This is a genomic window from Halopseudomonas xiamenensis (assembly GCF_014219065.1).
Classification (GTDB): domain Bacteria; phylum Pseudomonadota; class Gammaproteobacteria; order Pseudomonadales; family Pseudomonadaceae; genus Halopseudomonas; species Halopseudomonas xiamenensis.
Genome location: NZ_JACLGO010000003.1, coordinates 41,534 through 56,536, shown reverse-complemented (window position 1 = coordinate 56,536; position 15,003 = coordinate 41,534). Strand labels below are relative to the sequence as shown.

Here is a 15,003-nt window from a genome sequence, read left to right as displayed (position 1 = left end):
AGAGAAATGAGAGCAATGCAACGCAAAACAGATGAACCACGAAATAGCTACTCTTTACCACGACATAGCTACGAAAGGGAAAAGGGCCTTTTTCCTTTTAAGGGTAAGGGGGGACTGCTCAAATATATGGACCAGATGGAGGAGTATGCTGCGCACCTGGAACAGGCTGCACATGACTTCACCCAGCGTCATAACACCATGCTCAAGCAGTATGGAATCAATCTGACTCCCCACACCGAAAGCAAGCGTGGTTATCGAGTGCCGATGGTTCGCTGGCGTAACCTGCAGGACCGAACCATGGGGATGCCGCAGTTTGATCGAGTGATCTGTCAGGTCCGTTCAGAAGGTGAGCGTCGGATGCTGTATGAGATCGAGGTGGAACGCTGCCTTCTCAACAACCAGGCGGGGACAGTGAACACAACCATGCGGCGGTTGAAGACCACCTTGGAATCGCTGGAGCATGCCGAGGAAATGCTGAAGGCTGGACCAGGGCTCAGGACAGTATGAGACGGCCCGGATAGCCCTGTGTGAATACCTTTGAATCAGAAAACTGTTTTCCTGTGTCAGTAGCAGCTTGCTCAAGGCAATGTGTTCCCACATTGTTCAACGAGGTGGAGAGCTGCTGATGAGTACGCATTTCGAGGGTGAGGGAAATATTGGATCGGACCCGCAGGTCAAGGTGTTCCCGACTACAGACAACAGTCCGCCCCGGGGAATCCTGCGTCTGAATGTCTTTTTTGATAACCCTGTCTCAGTGGGTGAGGGCAAGTTTGAAGATCGGGGTGGGTTCTGGGCACCCGTTGAGATTTCCCGTGATGCTGCAACGTGTGAGCAGTGGTCCATGCTGTATCAGCGTGGCATGCGTGTGATGGTGACAGGGCGCATGGTGCAGGAGAGCTGGACCGGGGCGAACAACGAAGAACGCTCTGCCATGAAGGTGCGCGCTCGATCCGTTGGTATCCTGCCGTACCGTGTGGAACAGGTAATCATGGTCCAGCGGAATACTTCCGAACAACCGGCTCAGCAGACCTCATCAGCAGTGGCGGAAGACAGCTTTGACTTCGATGATGACCGACCGTTCTAGGGGGTAGTGATGAGAGTTTTCACTTTGCTGACGGTTGGGATTGCTGCAGCAATGATGGCAGGCTGTGCCAACGACCAGCATGTTTATTACCAAGGCAAGTGTATTTCCTGCATGAACAACCCGATCACGGGGGAACCGGTTAACTATGACCCGGCGACTTTGCCGGATGGGGCAATGACCGTTTCCGGCTTCAATACCGGGGCCAACCAATCATCGAATGCAGGTGGGATGCCAGTGGTTACATCGGGTAGACGAGTAACGGAGCGGCATGAGTTGAATATGAGCTATGCCGGTGATGTGGATACCGCTGCGGCGCTGCTGAAAAATGCATTCAACTACATGACGCCGGAGGAAGCTATTGCCGAGAAAGGCTCGACTGTTGGTCGATTGCTGTTCCAAGCTGGTGATAACGCCTACAGCGCAGTGCCGGGAGCCACCTATTCGATGACTAAGCCGCTCCGTAGCGGTAGCCTGACGACGCGGGTCAGCAAGGCTGCGAGAGGTACTGACATCCTGTTCACCTATACCATTCGCGAGTCTGATGAAAAAGGCGCGCCTCCCAGTGAGATTCTGGCCAGCGTGAAGTCTGTGGCCGAAAGAGCTTTGCGTTGACGCTTGGAGTCTGGGCGCGTTGGCCGTGAGGCTTTTGCTTATGGAAACTGTGGAGCGGCACTGATTGAGGAGCTTATGAAAAAGTCACCTATAGGCCGTGAGCGAGTTGGGATCACTGATGCAGCACGAATGCTGCGGGTGTCGGTGACTGAACTGAAAGATGCCATTCGCCATGGCAAACCGGTGCATGGTGTCCAGTTGCCCAAGGCGATCCTGATTGGAGCACATTATCAGTTCTGGTTGGACGAGTTGATGGCGATGGAGCTGCACCAGAGATGAGGGTTGTATGACTACGCTGGTTATTGTTGAGTCCCCAGGCAAGATCAAGAAAATCAGTTCGATCCTGGGCAGTGGGTACAAGGTGGTGGCCAGCGTCGGGCATGTGCGGGATCTGCCTGGCCGTGAACTGGGCGTTGATCCAACCAGCTTCACGCCCAGCTATGTGCCAACCGAACGTGGCAAGGGCGTCCTGGCGAAGTTGCGCAAGGAAGTGGCAGCTGCCGACCAGGTCATCCTGGCCACTGACCCGGACCGGGAAGGTGAGGCTATCGCCTGGCATCTGGCCGATGCGTTGCGACTGAAACAGCCGAAGCGGATTACCTTCACCGCCATCACCAAAGACAAGATCCGCGAAGCGATGGCTCAGATGAGGGGCATCGACTATGACAGGGTGCGAGCCCAAGAAGCACGGCGGGTGCTGGACCGGCTGGTCGGTTACAAGGTCAGTCCGGCATTGTCCGATCGCGCCGGTCACGCGCTATCCGCTGGTCGTGTTCAATCTCCCGCTGTGCGGCTGGTTGTGGATCGGGAGCGGGAGATAGCCAACTTCAAGCCGGTGAAGCACTTCGGTGTTGAGCTGCTGCTGCCGATTGCCGGTCACTGGCCGGAGAATCCCAAGGCCGTCTGGCGTGCACAGTGGGACACTCGGCCGCACCTGGCCAAGGGCGAAGAGTACCTGGTGGATAGAGCTTTGGCCGAACGGGTTGCCCTGGTGCGGGACGTGCAAGTAGCACGGTTCGAGAACTCCTTTTCCAATCGGGCGCCGGCGGCGCCGTTCACTACTTCGACGCTGCAACAGGAAGCCGGCAAGCGTTTGAAGATGAAGCCCAAGCGGGTCATGGATCTGGCTCAGAAGCTCTATGAGCAGGGGGCAATCACCTATCACCGTACCGATAATCCCAACCTCGATCCTGCCGGTGTCGAGGCGATTCGCAGCTATGCGCAGTCGGCAGGCTTGGAGCTGGCAGACAAGCTGCGTAGCTGGAAGGCCAAGGACGGTGCCCAGGAAGGCCATGAGGCGATTCGTCCGGCTGATGTGACGGCTCTGCGGGCAGGTGAGGATACTGAACAACAGGCACTGTATGAATTGATCTGGCGGCGGGCCGTGGCCTCGCAGTTAGCTGATGCCCGCTACGCTGTGCGCAAGGTGCTGCTGAATGGTGATGCCCAAGGAACACCGGTGCGCTTTATCGGTCAGGGCCGCAAGCTGATCGACCCCGGCTGGCTGCGGGTCTATGGCCAGGATGAACCAGAGGAGGGTGAACAGGCCGAGCCGGTCAACCCCATTCCCAAGTTGGAGGTGGGGCAACCCTTGCGGGCCGTGGATGCCAGGGTTCTGGACAAGGTCACAAAGCCACCGACACGTTTCAAGCAGCCAACACTGGTTGCCGAGCTGGAGCGTCAGGGTATCGGTCGACCGAGTACCTACGCAGCGATCCTGGAAAACATCACCAGCCGCGGTTATCTGATCGAGGACAAGAAAGGCTTCCTTTCCCCCTCGCCGACCGGGGAGGTGATTCGCGATGCCTTGGTGGGCACCTTTGCCTTCGCCAATCTGGACTTCACGCGGGAGCTGGAGGATGAGCTGGACCAGATTGCTGAACGGCGTGTGTCATACGAACAGGTTATCGGTAAGACCTGGGCGTTGCTGGACAAGGAGCTGGGTGGCTTGAGGCAGACTCAGGTCAATTTGCCGAAAAGCGCGGAGCATGCCTGTCCGGCTTGTGGCGCTGCGTTGCGCCGGCGCAAGGGCGCCAAGGGTTTCTTCTGGGGTTGTTCGGCTTATCCAGGCTGCAAGACTGCATTGCCGGATGAGAGAGGCAAGCCGGGTAAAGCCCGGGAGCGTAAACCGCAGCCGGAGCCGAGTGAACATGCATGTCCAAAGTGCTCCAAGCCACTGCTGCACCGTGTTGGCACTGGCAAAAAAGGGGCTTATGACTTTTGGGCTTGTAGCGGTTTTCCGAAGTGCAAGGCGTCGTTTGAGAACAGAAATGGAACGCCTGTGCTCGATGGGGCCAAGACGGGATGAAATGGGAGGAGTCATGGACAAATTGGGGCTGTTGATTTTTGCTTTGGCCATCTGGGGAGGAGTGTCGGGCCTCTTGCTGAGAAGTTACATTGGGGGATGAGCCAGTGTTTGAGGTAGATTCGATGAACACCGGCCAGTTGTAGGAATTCCTGTTATGTCCATTTACCAGCGGTTTTACGTCCAGACGAAATATCCGCGGCAGGTAGAGCAACTGATCATTGATACTCTCGGCGGCAGTGCTTGGCTTGAAGCAAATGAGAGGGGCGAGTATCTCTGGCCTGTCGTAGTTACTATCCAGGACAGCCGGTCGATACTCCCGGAGCGGTCCTATCATGGATCTCCGATGAGCCCGGTAGACGGACAGAGTGCGAGTAAAGCAAAACGGCAGTTTTGGGCTGCGGCTTCTCGCTGGCGGCGGTGTGAAACAGGTAATGCCCAAACCACTGAGAGGGTTGATTCAGTGCCCGGTTGGTATTGGCTACCGTCAATTATCGACTACGGCAGTGTTGAGGCTGCCTGCGTGGCCAAGGCCCTTTACACATCGCCTTTTGTAGAGCTAGTAGCAGAAGACAACGAAATCAGCGCAGACGCGACTGACTCGGTTGCCTGGATGATCGATTCAGAGCACTATTTTGATAAGGTCTGAGGATGAAGGCATTAAGGGGAGCTATGCAACGACCAGAGGGGCTTTGGCCGTTTACCGAGATGGTTCTTGATCAGATTGAGCTGATCGGCAGTCGAGTCCTCAAGATTGAAGCACGCGATGCCTTAGAACCGGAGGAGCCTGATTTTCTGTGGGGCTTGCTTACACCGCGCCTTGAGTTGTCCGAAGGGGAGTATATGACGATCGATCACGAGGCTGGCGAGTTCTCTGCTGCGATTGGCATGAGGGGGTGCAGTGGCGGTGATCCAACCTTCGCTGATCAGAATTTCCTACAGCCAACCATCGAGAATGCAGCTCTGGTCGCGCAGTTGTATTGCAATTATTTCACGCACCGTACCCAGTCATAGGTAAACGTCCAGAGCGTCAAGACGCTGCACCAAAAACGCCAGGTCCTGGGAAGGAGCTGGCGTTATTGTTTGAGGTAAAGGGTGGGAGCTGGATGGTGATGCTACAGGCCATGTAGCTGGATGATGAAGGCTGCTGTACGTATTGCATGTCCGGCAAGCCATGCGTCGGTCCGTACCCGAATCTGATGTGCAGCCGCGACTCGGTGATCTGTATGCGCGATTCCCGCACAAAGGGAGCCCAGGGTTCAAGCAGCGGGCACTGCCGGTGTGAAGCAATTGGAACATTGGCCAGCCATGGTGCCTCAGTGAAGCGTCATGGCTGGCCAATGTTGCCGGGTAAAGGGTGCCCTCGACCAAGAGGGCGAAGTACAAGGAGACTGGGTTCCGGGTAGCAACACCGTGGACGTTTGGACGTTGGAACCGTGCCTTTTCACCAGTCGCAGGCACTTATAGGGCAATGAGCCACAGGGACTCAAAGGGCGCTACTGAAACCGTCAGTAGCCAACGGGGTGAGCTTTCATTATCGGGTAGGAGGCCCTGTCGGTCAATGCTGGCCCGATCGGGTTAACATTTCCCATCGTTCGTATCCTAGCTGTGATCCATTGTCGCCTCATGTCCACTTGAGGAGCAGAATATGAGACATGATGACATTCTGAATAATCGCGCCAACCTGGTTGGCAATGGGTCTGACGCTGGTGGGGAATGCTGTGATGATGAGTTGGTGTTTGCCTTGCGTGACAAGCACCACGACTTCAGTCTTGCGCTTCAAACTGTTCTCCAGTGCTTGAGATGGGCCGAGGTTGAAGGTGGCGTGCCACCGTTGCCAAGCGATTGGTGGATTCAAGTTAAGGGGCGCTATAAGATCCAGGATTGAGAAATGGTTGGAGCCGTCGACGGCATGGATATTTATAAACTGACCCCGAATGACAGCGGCTTTCGGCTCATCGAGCGAGCAGATTTCGAGAGCCGTACCGCGAAACGGGAGCGTTGGTACCGGACTAACAGTAGCGGTGAAGGAGTCCAATACGCTGTATGTCCGGTATGTGACAATCCTATCCAGATTATTGGGTTATACCGGCTTCCAAAGCATGTCCGAGCACCGTTCGGAAAACATGCCTGTAAGACCATTCCTGACTTGGCTTCTGATGACGAGGCGGCGAGAGAGCGTTGTCCGTACTTCAAGCCTCGCCAGCATGACCAGCATGCTCGGAAAACAACTGAAGATACTCAATCACAAAAGATACTGGAAATTCTGATTACCCAGTTTGACCGGGTCGAATACATATTGCGTAAACAGACGGGCATCCGTTTTTCACGGGCCAAGCTGAAGTCAATGTTGGAGACCTACCGGGAAACACGAGGGCACTTATACACTGGCGCGACAGTGATTAATGTACCGTGGATATTTGCCTATATGTCGAATGCGACAGCGCTCTTCAAGCAGCATGTGAGCAACAATGAGGCGCTGACTGAGGCGGTGGTCCAGAAGGTGGAGGGAGCGCAGGTTGGAGTTGATGGCCGGGTAGCCAACGAGCCGGGTTGTTGGTTTGACCTATCCGTCTCTTTCATTCATCACCGATACAAAAAGGACAAGGAGGAGGGTGGCCTTCAAGAAAGTATGGCGATGCTGGTCACGTCGGAAAGAAAAGGAGTTCTTGTTGATGTGTACAAACAAGTTATCGAATTCGACCATCAGTACTTCCAGAACCTGATCGATCAGCCGGACGGACAAGGTTACCGTAATATGGAGCTGGTCGCTCTTGCTCATGAGGTGCTCGGTGATTTGATTCGTAGGGGAAATGCATAAAACCCTGGAAGCGAATTAACACCCTCCGTTCGAGGTGGCGCTTACTAGGCTGATTGCTGTTGTAACACCGCAGATTGATGAGTGACTAATTCGTCTGCTCTACGTCAGCAGCCCTCATGTTCTCCGTCAGATGTAAGACGTTTGATGTACCTGGTATGGGGAACATCGACGGTGAGTAATCAAGCAGCCAGCGAAGGGCGCTTCGCGGTGTCGCCGGGTCATCTGTATTACTATGAGTGGCTCCAGCAAGACATCGTCCAGCTCCTAGGGGAGCATAGGGCACGAAGGCAATGTGGTTGGTCGCGCACCATCGCACAACGTCCTCTGACTCGGTATTGATCAAACTAAAAGAGTTCTGGATGGCTGCTATTGGAGCAATCTTTGCAGCCTCGATAGCTTGGGCAATGTTCACCTTGGACAGTCCCAGCGCTTTGATCTTTCCCTCCGCGCGCAGCTTTTCCAGCTCTCCAACCTGGTCGGCGAGCGGTACGTTTGGGTCAATTCTATGCAGGTAGTAAAGGTCGATGGCTTCGACGCCAAGCCGGCGCAAGCTAAGCTCCACGCACTGGCGTAGATAGGCTGGCACACCGCACGGCGTCCATTGGCCCGGGCCCTGACGGGTAAATCCGCCTTTCGTTGCAATGATCAAATCGTCCGCATAGGGATAAAGTGCTTTGTGGATCAATGCCTCCACATCATGCGGGCCGTATGCGTCAGCAGTGTCGATATGCTGGACGCCTGCTGCAATTGCTGAACGTAAGACCCGGATCGCGTTCTGCTCGTCCCTAGGAGGCCCCCAAATCCCAGGCCCTGTCAGCCGCATGGTTCCAAACCCCAGGCGTCGAACCTTCTTCCCGGCCAGCATGCCATGCGATGAATACGTCATGCTAACCCCAAGCGTTGAAATACGTCGGCAGTGACATGCGCGAGAATCCGATTGCGCGCCGGGGGAGAGAGCACCCTGTGGGCGATAGCGTGTCGGTCAAGAAGGTCATGAAGATGAGTGTCAACCGCTGTCCTGAACCAGGAGTCAGTATCTCGACCAGGGCCCAGCGCAATCGAGTGATCCAGCTTCGTGGCAAGAACAGTCGTGTAGTTTGGGCCATGGTTGATCATCAGGCTTCCTATCGTTTCCAGCTCATGCGTAGCGATATTTATGCCTCGATACTCGACTGCTGCGCACCAATAGGCCACTGCATCAATGACTGGCCTATCTACCAGAACGACGTCGGCCTTAGCGCGCGCAGCATGCTCTGCCTCAAGCGTCCGTTCGATGAACCACATCGTGGAATCGTAAGTGTGCTGGGTCAGCAGAGGGATGCCTTGTTGCACCGCCAATGCCCCAAAAGAAGGAACGGTTTCGACGCGAATGTCCTTTAACTCAAGACCTGCTTTCAACTCTTTGCAGAAGGTAGATTTGCCGGTCGAATGGGTGCCAGCAACCCCGATGACGATTGAACTCACCACAAGTTTCCTTGTTCTGGTGCTGGCTCTTCTTTGTCGATCTGAATCTTGAGCTGCGCGATTTTGCACACCTCTATCCAGGTCTTGATGAGTGAGTCTTTGATCAAGCGGCTCAGGAGTAGGGCGGTAACACGAGCATCCTCTCCGGCACGATGTAGCTCACCGGAGACTTCACTGTCCAGGCCGGTCATAGCCAGCAGCGCAGAGAGGCTATGGCTTTCAGCATCCGGATACACATGGCGTGCGAGCTTCAGGGTATCTATCACACCTACTGGAGCCCAGTCGGGCAAGTGGCGCTTCATCACGCCATAGTCGATGGAGGCGTTATGCGCTACGAACCACTTGCCCTGAAGCTGCTGTTCGACATCGTCCTGCAGCTCCTTCCAAACGGGTGAGCTCTTCACGTTGGAATTGCCGATGCCATGCACACGTTTGGCTTGCCAAGTGATAGGATTCGGCGGCTTGATGAGCCAGCTCGAAGGTTCTTCACCTTCAACGACTGGGAACGATGCGATAGCTAGCTCCACGAGGTCAGGCGGCGTGTGGCCATTTCCTTCAACGTCGACAATTACGATGGGCTCGGAGGGCCACTGGAACTCAGTGTCTGTCATGAGATTTTCCTCTGCGCTTCTGCGCGTCCATGGCGATCGTAGTGGTGCGGTTTGTCGGCGTCGTGTACCTGATATCTAAGGGTGTGCTGCATGAAATACCGCCGTTGTTCATCGAGGCCGCGAACAATGATGGAGCGATCTGTTATCACCGGCTCACCTTCGGCACCTAGGCGCTTGCATAGGCTGTTTAGCAGCTCCTCATCTGGCTTCTTCCAGGCGCTCTTACACGTTGAGTATTGAGCGGTTGGGCAAGTATCACAGAGCTCAGTTATGCCGAAGTGACCGTTGTAGTCCGGCTGCTGGTGAGCATAGGCCACACCGCAGGAGGTCTTGCGGAAAATCGGGGTGCCTGTAGCGTGCGCTTGATACAACCCTAGCAACCGTTGTTCTTCCTCCAGTGGCAAAAGCTTGCGCCTGGCGGTTGAAGTGTAGGGTTCGGGGATACCTTGGTTTTGGTAGTACTCTGCAATTTCTTGACGGTAAAACAAACCGCTAAATACGGTTGCGTGAGCGTGTTTGGCCAACTGAGCAGCACGAGCGATGTGTTCCTTGGAGTCGTTGAGTCCCGGGATTATGGGGCGCCAATAAAGCAAGGTTCGGTAGCGCTGCGCATGCTTGAAGAGGGTGTGCAGGCTATTAGCTGCGATTGAGGATTTGATCGGTTCAATCTTGGGGTCGTCGATTCCAGAATAGGTCACTAGCACTGTCAGTTTGATATTGGACAATGCATTGAAGTGCTCGCAGTCCTTCGGAGTCACTCGCCAGCGGGTGATTATCAGCACGTTGTTAGTAAGCCCCGCCTGATCCAACAACCGCAGGAGGTTATGAGTGTGGGTTTTGACGTCCGGTAGCATCGGGTCGGTGGCTCGATTGAACAGCTGAATTGGTGTGATATGGGGCTGGAAGAAGCGATGGGATACGAATTGTTCAAACGCTTCCGTATCGGACATCAATGCCTGAGGCTTGCGCTGATCGAAGTTTCCGAACAGGTGCCTCACGCAGTAGCTGCAATCCAGTGGGCATCCCACGATGTGGTTCAGGCTGAGGCCGCTTTTGCGGTACTCGACGGGATCTCTCAGGCTCGCGTTAACCAGTGATCGCTGTGAAACGTCGATGATGGCAACGCCATTATCCATTGATGTGCTCCTCGCGGCTCGACGAGCCGTGGATTTCTTATCCCATTCTGCTTTTAGCGCTCGGTCTCAGTCGCTACGAGAGTCATGAATCGCAAGGTTATCAATTTGCCATCAGCTCAGGCAAGGCTACCTAAGGATACTGCGAACAAGCCAGTGCCAACCTAGCTGTAGCCTGCTCAAAGCACTTTAGGTGCCGGACTCAACCGTCTGACTCATCCAGAGATCTGGGTTTCTGTTGCTAGGTATCGATTGATCCAGAACTGGCAGGCATAAATGGCGAGCAGGTTCTTGTGCAGTATCAACTTTATTCATGAGGTTGGTCAGATAGGAATAGTCGTTTGCTGTAAGCCTTCGAGCCTGATAACGACTATGCAGTTCAGCAAGCTTGGGCTGCGACATACCGTTCAAATGTGAGAGCTTTTCTATACGTAGCAGTAAGTAGCTGATAGCTTTGTTTCGTGCTTTATCCTCTGGTGTCTGTGTTGGGATGTGAGTGCCAGCTCTACCACCGCCTACACCAGACATCTCAGGTTCGTCGCCGTTCAGTGCGGTAAGGGTGAAGTCAGGAACTCGCTCACCCAGGTTCGATATGTTCTTCTTGGTACAAACCGGACCAGCGTGGGCTTCATGCTCGTTATCATCAACCAGTATGCGGACCTTGCCAGACGTGAGCGGGCGGGAGCAAAACGCGCATTTTCTATCATCTGAAAAGTCGATTCTGACCAATCTGTAAGGCATGAAATCTCCAGAATGTGATTTTCAATTGAGCATAGATGAGGTGCTCGCTACTCGTGAAACTGATGGTTCTGATCTCAGGAGACACGTTATGAGCATCCCACCGAAAATGAAAGAGCAGGTTCTGCATGAGTTGCAGATCCAGACCGAAGCATGGCTTGAAGTCGCGTCTCATCAGGATATTCAGGAACACCTGGCGGCGCTTCATGGTGTGCTGGCTGAGGATCTACCAGGAATCGAATGTGGGCGTTGGATGGATAGTCAACCGCCTGGCTGCATCTCTTGCCCTTGTTGCGAGGACTTTATCCTTGCGTTGATGTCGGTTGCTATCACGAGGCGGCCAGACCTGACCTCCATCAAAGCTTAAAAATCCTCAAAGCGAATTAACATTCTCCATCGCTGCCACAAACCCCTTCCCGCATTGTGCCCTCTGATCGACTCATCACGAGGGCACAAATCATGTCGTTTCGCTTACACCATTTCTCTTTGCTTGCCGCGGGCTGTGCGGTAGCCGCTTTGAGTGGCTGTGTACAGCAGCCGGTGGCACCCAGCTTGGCAGAGCAGTATCCAGACTCACAGCAGCTGGAGCTGCCCAGCTACCAGCCTATTGCCAATGATCTGTATGCCGAGCAGAAGCAGGATCAACGGGAGGTGCTGCGCACGGGTCGCTATACGCTGGTCTCAACAACTGCGCAGGCAGGGCAGAGCAACCTGCTGGAACAGACAGTTCAGGTCAGAATCCCGACCAGGCTCAAGGCTACTGTCGCAGATGGGGTAAAACACACGCTGGATCGGTCGGGTTACCAGCTCTGTTCTGCCAAAGGCAAACCTGCCCTGGAAACCTTGTTCAGCCGCCCATTGCCGGCTGCGCACTATGAGCTGGGGCCTATGCCATTACATGCAGCACTTCAGTTGCTTGGCGGACCGAGTTACCAGTTGCAGGTTGAGCCGGTAACGCGGGAAGTCTGTTATGGGTTGCGGGTAGCCAGGCTGACTCAGGCTACCGCGAGCGACGCTCCAGTTGCACCACCCACATCTTCCAACGTCCAGGTCTCACCGGTGCCTGATAGCCCTTCCCTGGGAGGAGGGCAGCCATGATGCGCCGAGGACTAATAACCGGTATGGCCATTCTCACGCTGGCAGGATGCTCAGGCTCGAATGATGAGGCGTTACTCGCTTGGCAAGCAGAGTACGAATCACGGTTGGAAACATTGGATATGCAACTGCTGGAAGCCACCGAGGCGTCTGAAAAGCGCTGGGAGCAGAGTGGTAACGGCATCCGCAAGATGTCAGTGGAGTACCGCGAGCATTATGACGAGTTTTTCAGTCAGCTTGCTGCCATGCGGGTGGTGGTAGATGAGTTCACTGAACAGCAAGGCAAGCAGGACCTGCTGATTGCCAGCTTGAAAGAAGAAGTCGATCGGCTTGAGGCGCAACTGACCAGGCTCCAGGCAGTGCGTACTACGCAGAGTAGCCCGGCTCCGCGTCGGCCTGCACCGACCAAGCCGGTTGCAACACCAAAGCCGGCAGCCCCTGCGTTTGATGTAACCGGTATTGAGGTGCGTGGTGGTCGGCCTTTTGTCGCGGTGGCCTCACATAGCGCGCAGTCGCTCAACGAAGTTCGGTTGTTGGAAGTTGGAGAGGCATTTTCAGGTTGGCGGGTTTCTCGCGTTGGGGAGCGTACTGCTGAATTCATTTCTGGTACCGGCTCTGTTGAGCTGACAGTGCAGTAGGAGATGAGCATGGCCAATCTGTTGAGTGCGCCGTTCAAGAGACTCGGATGGGGGTTGGTGTTGAGCTCACTGGCTTTCCAGCTGCAGGCCCACGAGAAACAGAGCCAACAGCAGGAGCTGCAGCTCGACCGGACGGAGAGTGCTGAAACCCAGCGTGTTGACAGTAGAGCAAAAGCAGCAGAGTGGGGCCTGACCGATACGGAGTGGGAGCGCTATGAGTCTCTGATGGCTGGGAGGCGTGGCATTCTGTCCCCTGGTCTTGATCCGCTGACAGCGCTGGGTGTCGAAGCTCGGACAGATCAGGAACGCCGTCGATATGCTGAGCTACAGGCACGTTTTGAGTATGAGCGTATTGAACGAGAGCTGGCCTACCAGCGTTCCTATGACGAAGCGATCCAGCGGATAGCAGGGGATCAGCCCCGCGTTTCAACATTCACAATGAAGCCAGAGTCACTTGCCTCGGCAGGCTTGGGCGCCTTGGGGCAGGCCGCTAGCCCGGTGCGCTATGACGTCATTGTGGCGATGGCAGACTGTTCAGGGTGTGACAGCGCGGTGCGGGATATGGTGTCTGACGGGCGAGCGGTCAATGTCTGGGTTGTCGATAGCGATAATGATGACGGCAAAATACGGCGTTGGGCGACCGGCCTTGGTATACCGGTGGAGCGAGTTACCAGTGGTTCTGTCACGCTGAACCATGGCACGGACCTGGATGTTTCAGGGCGATCGCTACCTATCGTCCGCCAGCGGTAGTGAGCGATGCGAAAGTGCTTCTTGGTAGTTCTGTCCTGTGTCATCTATTCCATGTTTGGGGTAATGCCGGCCAATGCCCTGGCTGCAGATCAACTCACTCCTGCTTTGTTTCAGAAAGTCGGTGACCAGCATGATGTGCCGGCGGACCTTCTGTATGCCGTGGCTCGCACCGAGTCTGGTCGAACGTTTGATGGTGAGCATACGCCCTGGCCCTGGACATTGAATGTCGCCGGGTTGGGCAGCTACTTCAATTCTCGCGCCGAGGCATGCAGGGCCTTGCGGGTTGCATTAGAGCAGACCAGCTTGGTGGACGTAGGGGTTGCCCAACTCAATGTCTATTGGAACCCTGGTCTATTCAGTGCGGGGAAGCGCTTCTCCGACCCCTGTGTGGCCCTTGATCCCCATGACAACCTTGATGCGGCTGCAGCAATCTTGCGTTCTCACTTCGATGCTACTGGTCACTGGCTGACTGCGACAGGGCGATACCACCGCCCAGCGGGAGGGGAGGCTGCCCGTCGCTATGCTGAGACGGTGGCATCCCACCTAAAGCCTCACCGCAACGCAGAAGCCCAGCGCTCTGCAAGGTCTTCCATCCTTTCAAATTCTGGGTCGGCCCAGGTACAAGCAGCCACAACTCGGTGGGTTGCGCCTGTGGCCATGGTCTGGATTTCCCCTGGAGGTTGAATATGTTTTTGATAAGCCGTGCCATACGATGCTTAACAACCGGGTGCATAGCGGCCATTGCCTGGTCCGGCGCTGCTCTGGCTCAGCCAGAGGGGCTACCCTCACTCATCATTGTTGCCGATGTCGGTGGCGAGCCGGCGCGCCCTTATTTCGTGGCGATCGGTGGTTCTGGAGTGCCCGAGCATGAGGGGATCCAGGCTGCGCGTACCGCGCCATATGCCATTGACGATATGTTGCCGGTAGAGACACCGACCCTTAGCCCTGGTCGCGTTGAGCGCCGTTCCTTGTCGATGCCGCCCGCTTTTTCACCTCTCTTTATTGTGGGAGATGATCCAGCAAGCCTGAGTTGGCTGGCTGCCAGGGGGCAGACACTGCTGCAGATTGGAGCCAGCGGCCTGGCCGTCAACGTGCAGTCGGCGGACTCGTTACAGGTGCTGCTGGATGTAGTCCCTGGCTTACGAATAGACCCTGTTCCGGGAGGTGAGCTGGCCACGCTGCTGGAGCTGACCCATTACCCCGTTCTCATTACCGCCGCGGGGTTGGAGCAATGATGGATTGCCTCGCCCTGGAACTACCAAGGGATGCGTTCGCCAGCCTGGAGCTACCCTTGATTAGCCAGCCTGTTGCGATTGGCGAGCAGGCCCATGTGCTGTGGTTGTGCCGCGCCATGTGGATAGCGTTACATGCCATGAGTCGTGATGTTACGCCCGCCGACCTGGTTGAACAGTTGCAGACTCAAGATCGGCTGGACCAGCTCTGCATTGATTATGCACATTCCTATCTGTCTGAGGAGGATGCCGAGGCCTGGCCTCAGATTGCAGCGTTAGTTGATAGCCTGTCAGAGCCTGCGTTACCTGTGAGATTCAAGCATAGGGATAAGCGTATTCCTGCGCTGAAACTGTATATCGCTGCTGCTCAACGGTCAGGGTTGAAGGCCAATGGTGTTTTTGCCGGGCTCACGGCTTTGAGTGACTATGACCCAGATCATTACCGCATGTTAGTGGCGGTTCTGGCACAGGATGGCTTGGCCATTGCCAAAGCTGCGATCGCAGCGTTGGAGACGTAGCC

Annotated in this window: 21 protein-coding genes; 16 read left to right on the top strand and 5 right to left on the bottom strand. The window is 55.4% G+C overall.

The window, feature by feature from the left end:
- Window positions 1-15: 15 nt before the first annotated feature.
- The 9 genes from H6X51_RS02830 to H6X51_RS02790 all read left to right on the top strand — a co-directional run bounded on the left by H6X51_RS02830 (window position 16) and on the right by H6X51_RS02790 (window position 6,822).
- Window positions 16-507: a DUF3158 family protein gene (locus H6X51_RS02830; RefSeq protein WP_185265998.1), complete on the top strand. Its 492-nt coding sequence runs from the start codon at window positions 16-18 to the stop codon at window positions 505-507.
- Between the two features lie 118 nt (window positions 508-625).
- Entirely contained in the window at window positions 626-1,084 is a 459-nt protein-coding gene (locus H6X51_RS02825; RefSeq protein ID WP_185265997.1) for a single-stranded DNA-binding protein, read from the top strand.
- A 9-nt stretch (window positions 1,085-1,093) separates the two neighbouring features.
- Window positions 1,094-1,696 carry a hypothetical protein gene (locus H6X51_RS02820; protein WP_185265996.1) on the top strand — a complete coding sequence of 201 codons (603 nt, stop codon included), beginning with the start codon at window positions 1,094-1,096 and terminating at the stop codon, window positions 1,694-1,696.
- 75 nt (window positions 1,697-1,771) lie between these two features.
- Window positions 1,772-1,975 carry a hypothetical protein gene (locus tag H6X51_RS02815; protein WP_185265995.1) on the top strand — a complete coding sequence of 68 codons (204 nt, stop codon included), beginning with the start codon at window positions 1,772-1,774 and terminating at the stop codon, window positions 1,973-1,975.
- Window positions 1,976-1,982: 7 nt separating this feature from the next.
- Window positions 1,983-4,004 (top strand): type I DNA topoisomerase, encoded by a 2,022-nt coding sequence (gene topA / locus H6X51_RS02810; RefSeq protein WP_185265994.1) that lies wholly within the window; start codon window positions 1,983-1,985, stop codon window positions 4,002-4,004.
- A gap of 154 nt (window positions 4,005-4,158) precedes the next feature.
- Window positions 4,159-4,650, top strand: coding sequence for a hypothetical protein (locus H6X51_RS02805; RefSeq protein ID WP_185265993.1), 492 nt, complete (start codon window positions 4,159-4,161; stop codon window positions 4,648-4,650).
- A gap of 23 nt (window positions 4,651-4,673) precedes the next feature.
- Entirely contained in the window at window positions 4,674-5,015 is a 342-nt protein-coding gene (locus H6X51_RS02800; RefSeq protein ID WP_185265992.1) for a hypothetical protein, read from the top strand.
- Window positions 5,016-5,649: 634 nt separating this feature from the next.
- Window positions 5,650-5,889, top strand: a complete 240-nt coding sequence (locus H6X51_RS02795) for a hypothetical protein (RefSeq protein WP_185265991.1) — start codon at window positions 5,650-5,652, stop codon at window positions 5,887-5,889.
- Window positions 5,890-5,892: 3 nt separating this feature from the next.
- Window positions 5,893-6,822: a hypothetical protein gene (locus H6X51_RS02790; protein WP_235991217.1), complete on the top strand. Its 930-nt coding sequence runs from the start codon at window positions 5,893-5,895 to the stop codon at window positions 6,820-6,822.
- 85 nt (window positions 6,823-6,907) lie between these two features.
- On the opposite strand, the gene H6X51_RS02785 is transcribed toward H6X51_RS02790, so the two are convergent.
- The 5 genes from H6X51_RS02785 to H6X51_RS02765 form a co-directional block, all read right to left on the bottom strand.
- On the bottom strand, window positions 6,908-7,708 hold the full coding sequence (locus H6X51_RS02785) for an aldo/keto reductase (protein WP_185265990.1): 801 nt from the start codon (window positions 7,706-7,708) through the stop codon (window positions 6,908-6,910).
- The gene (locus H6X51_RS02780) at window positions 7,705-8,286 is read right to left on the bottom strand and encodes an AAA family ATPase (RefSeq protein WP_185265989.1); all 582 of its coding nucleotides are present in this window, start codon (window positions 8,284-8,286) and stop codon (window positions 7,705-7,707) included. The genes H6X51_RS02785 and H6X51_RS02780 overlap by 4 nt, the downstream gene beginning before the upstream one ends.
- On the bottom strand, window positions 8,283-8,897 hold the full coding sequence (locus tag H6X51_RS02775; RefSeq protein WP_185265988.1) for a 3'-5' exonuclease: 615 nt from the start codon (window positions 8,895-8,897) through the stop codon (window positions 8,283-8,285). The genes H6X51_RS02780 and H6X51_RS02775 overlap by 4 nt, the downstream gene beginning before the upstream one ends.
- A complete protein-coding gene (locus tag H6X51_RS02770; RefSeq protein WP_185265987.1) occupies window positions 8,894-10,033 on the bottom strand; it encodes a radical SAM protein in 1,140 nt (379 codons plus the stop codon). The genes H6X51_RS02775 and H6X51_RS02770 overlap by 4 nt, the downstream gene beginning before the upstream one ends.
- Before the next feature lie 186 nt (window positions 10,034-10,219).
- Entirely contained in the window at window positions 10,220-10,771 is a 552-nt protein-coding gene (locus tag H6X51_RS02765; protein ID WP_185265986.1) for a hypothetical protein, read from the bottom strand.
- A gap of 88 nt (window positions 10,772-10,859) precedes the next feature.
- Between H6X51_RS02765 and H6X51_RS02760 the strand changes: the two genes are divergently transcribed.
- From H6X51_RS02760 to H6X51_RS02730, 7 genes are all read left to right on the top strand, one after another.
- Window positions 10,860-11,135, top strand: coding sequence for a hypothetical protein (locus H6X51_RS02760; RefSeq protein ID WP_185265985.1), 276 nt, complete (start codon window positions 10,860-10,862; stop codon window positions 11,133-11,135).
- Between the two features lie 92 nt (window positions 11,136-11,227).
- Window positions 11,228-11,866, top strand: a complete 639-nt coding sequence (gene pilL2 / locus H6X51_RS02755; RefSeq protein WP_185265984.1) for a PFGI-1 class ICE element type IV pilus protein PilL2 — start codon at window positions 11,228-11,230, stop codon at window positions 11,864-11,866.
- Complete coding sequence (locus H6X51_RS02750) at window positions 11,863-12,501, top strand: hypothetical protein (protein WP_185265983.1); 639 nt, start codon at window positions 11,863-11,865, stop codon at window positions 12,499-12,501. The genes pilL2 and H6X51_RS02750 overlap by 4 nt, the downstream gene beginning before the upstream one ends.
- 9 nt (window positions 12,502-12,510) lie before the next feature.
- Window positions 12,511-13,251, top strand: a complete 741-nt coding sequence (locus H6X51_RS02745) for a TIGR03759 family integrating conjugative element protein (protein ID WP_185265982.1) — start codon at window positions 12,511-12,513, stop codon at window positions 13,249-13,251.
- Between the two features lie 6 nt (window positions 13,252-13,257).
- Complete coding sequence (locus tag H6X51_RS20405; protein WP_407925936.1) at window positions 13,258-13,935, top strand: transglycosylase SLT domain-containing protein; 678 nt, start codon at window positions 13,258-13,260, stop codon at window positions 13,933-13,935.
- Window positions 13,936-13,937: 2 nt separating this feature from the next.
- Window positions 13,938-14,486 (top strand): integrating conjugative element protein, encoded by a 549-nt coding sequence (locus tag H6X51_RS02735; protein WP_185265980.1) that lies wholly within the window; start codon window positions 13,938-13,940, stop codon window positions 14,484-14,486.
- Entirely contained in the window at window positions 14,486-15,001 is a 516-nt protein-coding gene (locus H6X51_RS02730) for a hypothetical protein (RefSeq protein WP_185265979.1), read from the top strand. The genes H6X51_RS02735 and H6X51_RS02730 overlap by 1 nt, the downstream gene beginning before the upstream one ends.
- Window positions 15,002-15,003 lie beyond the last annotated feature (2 nt).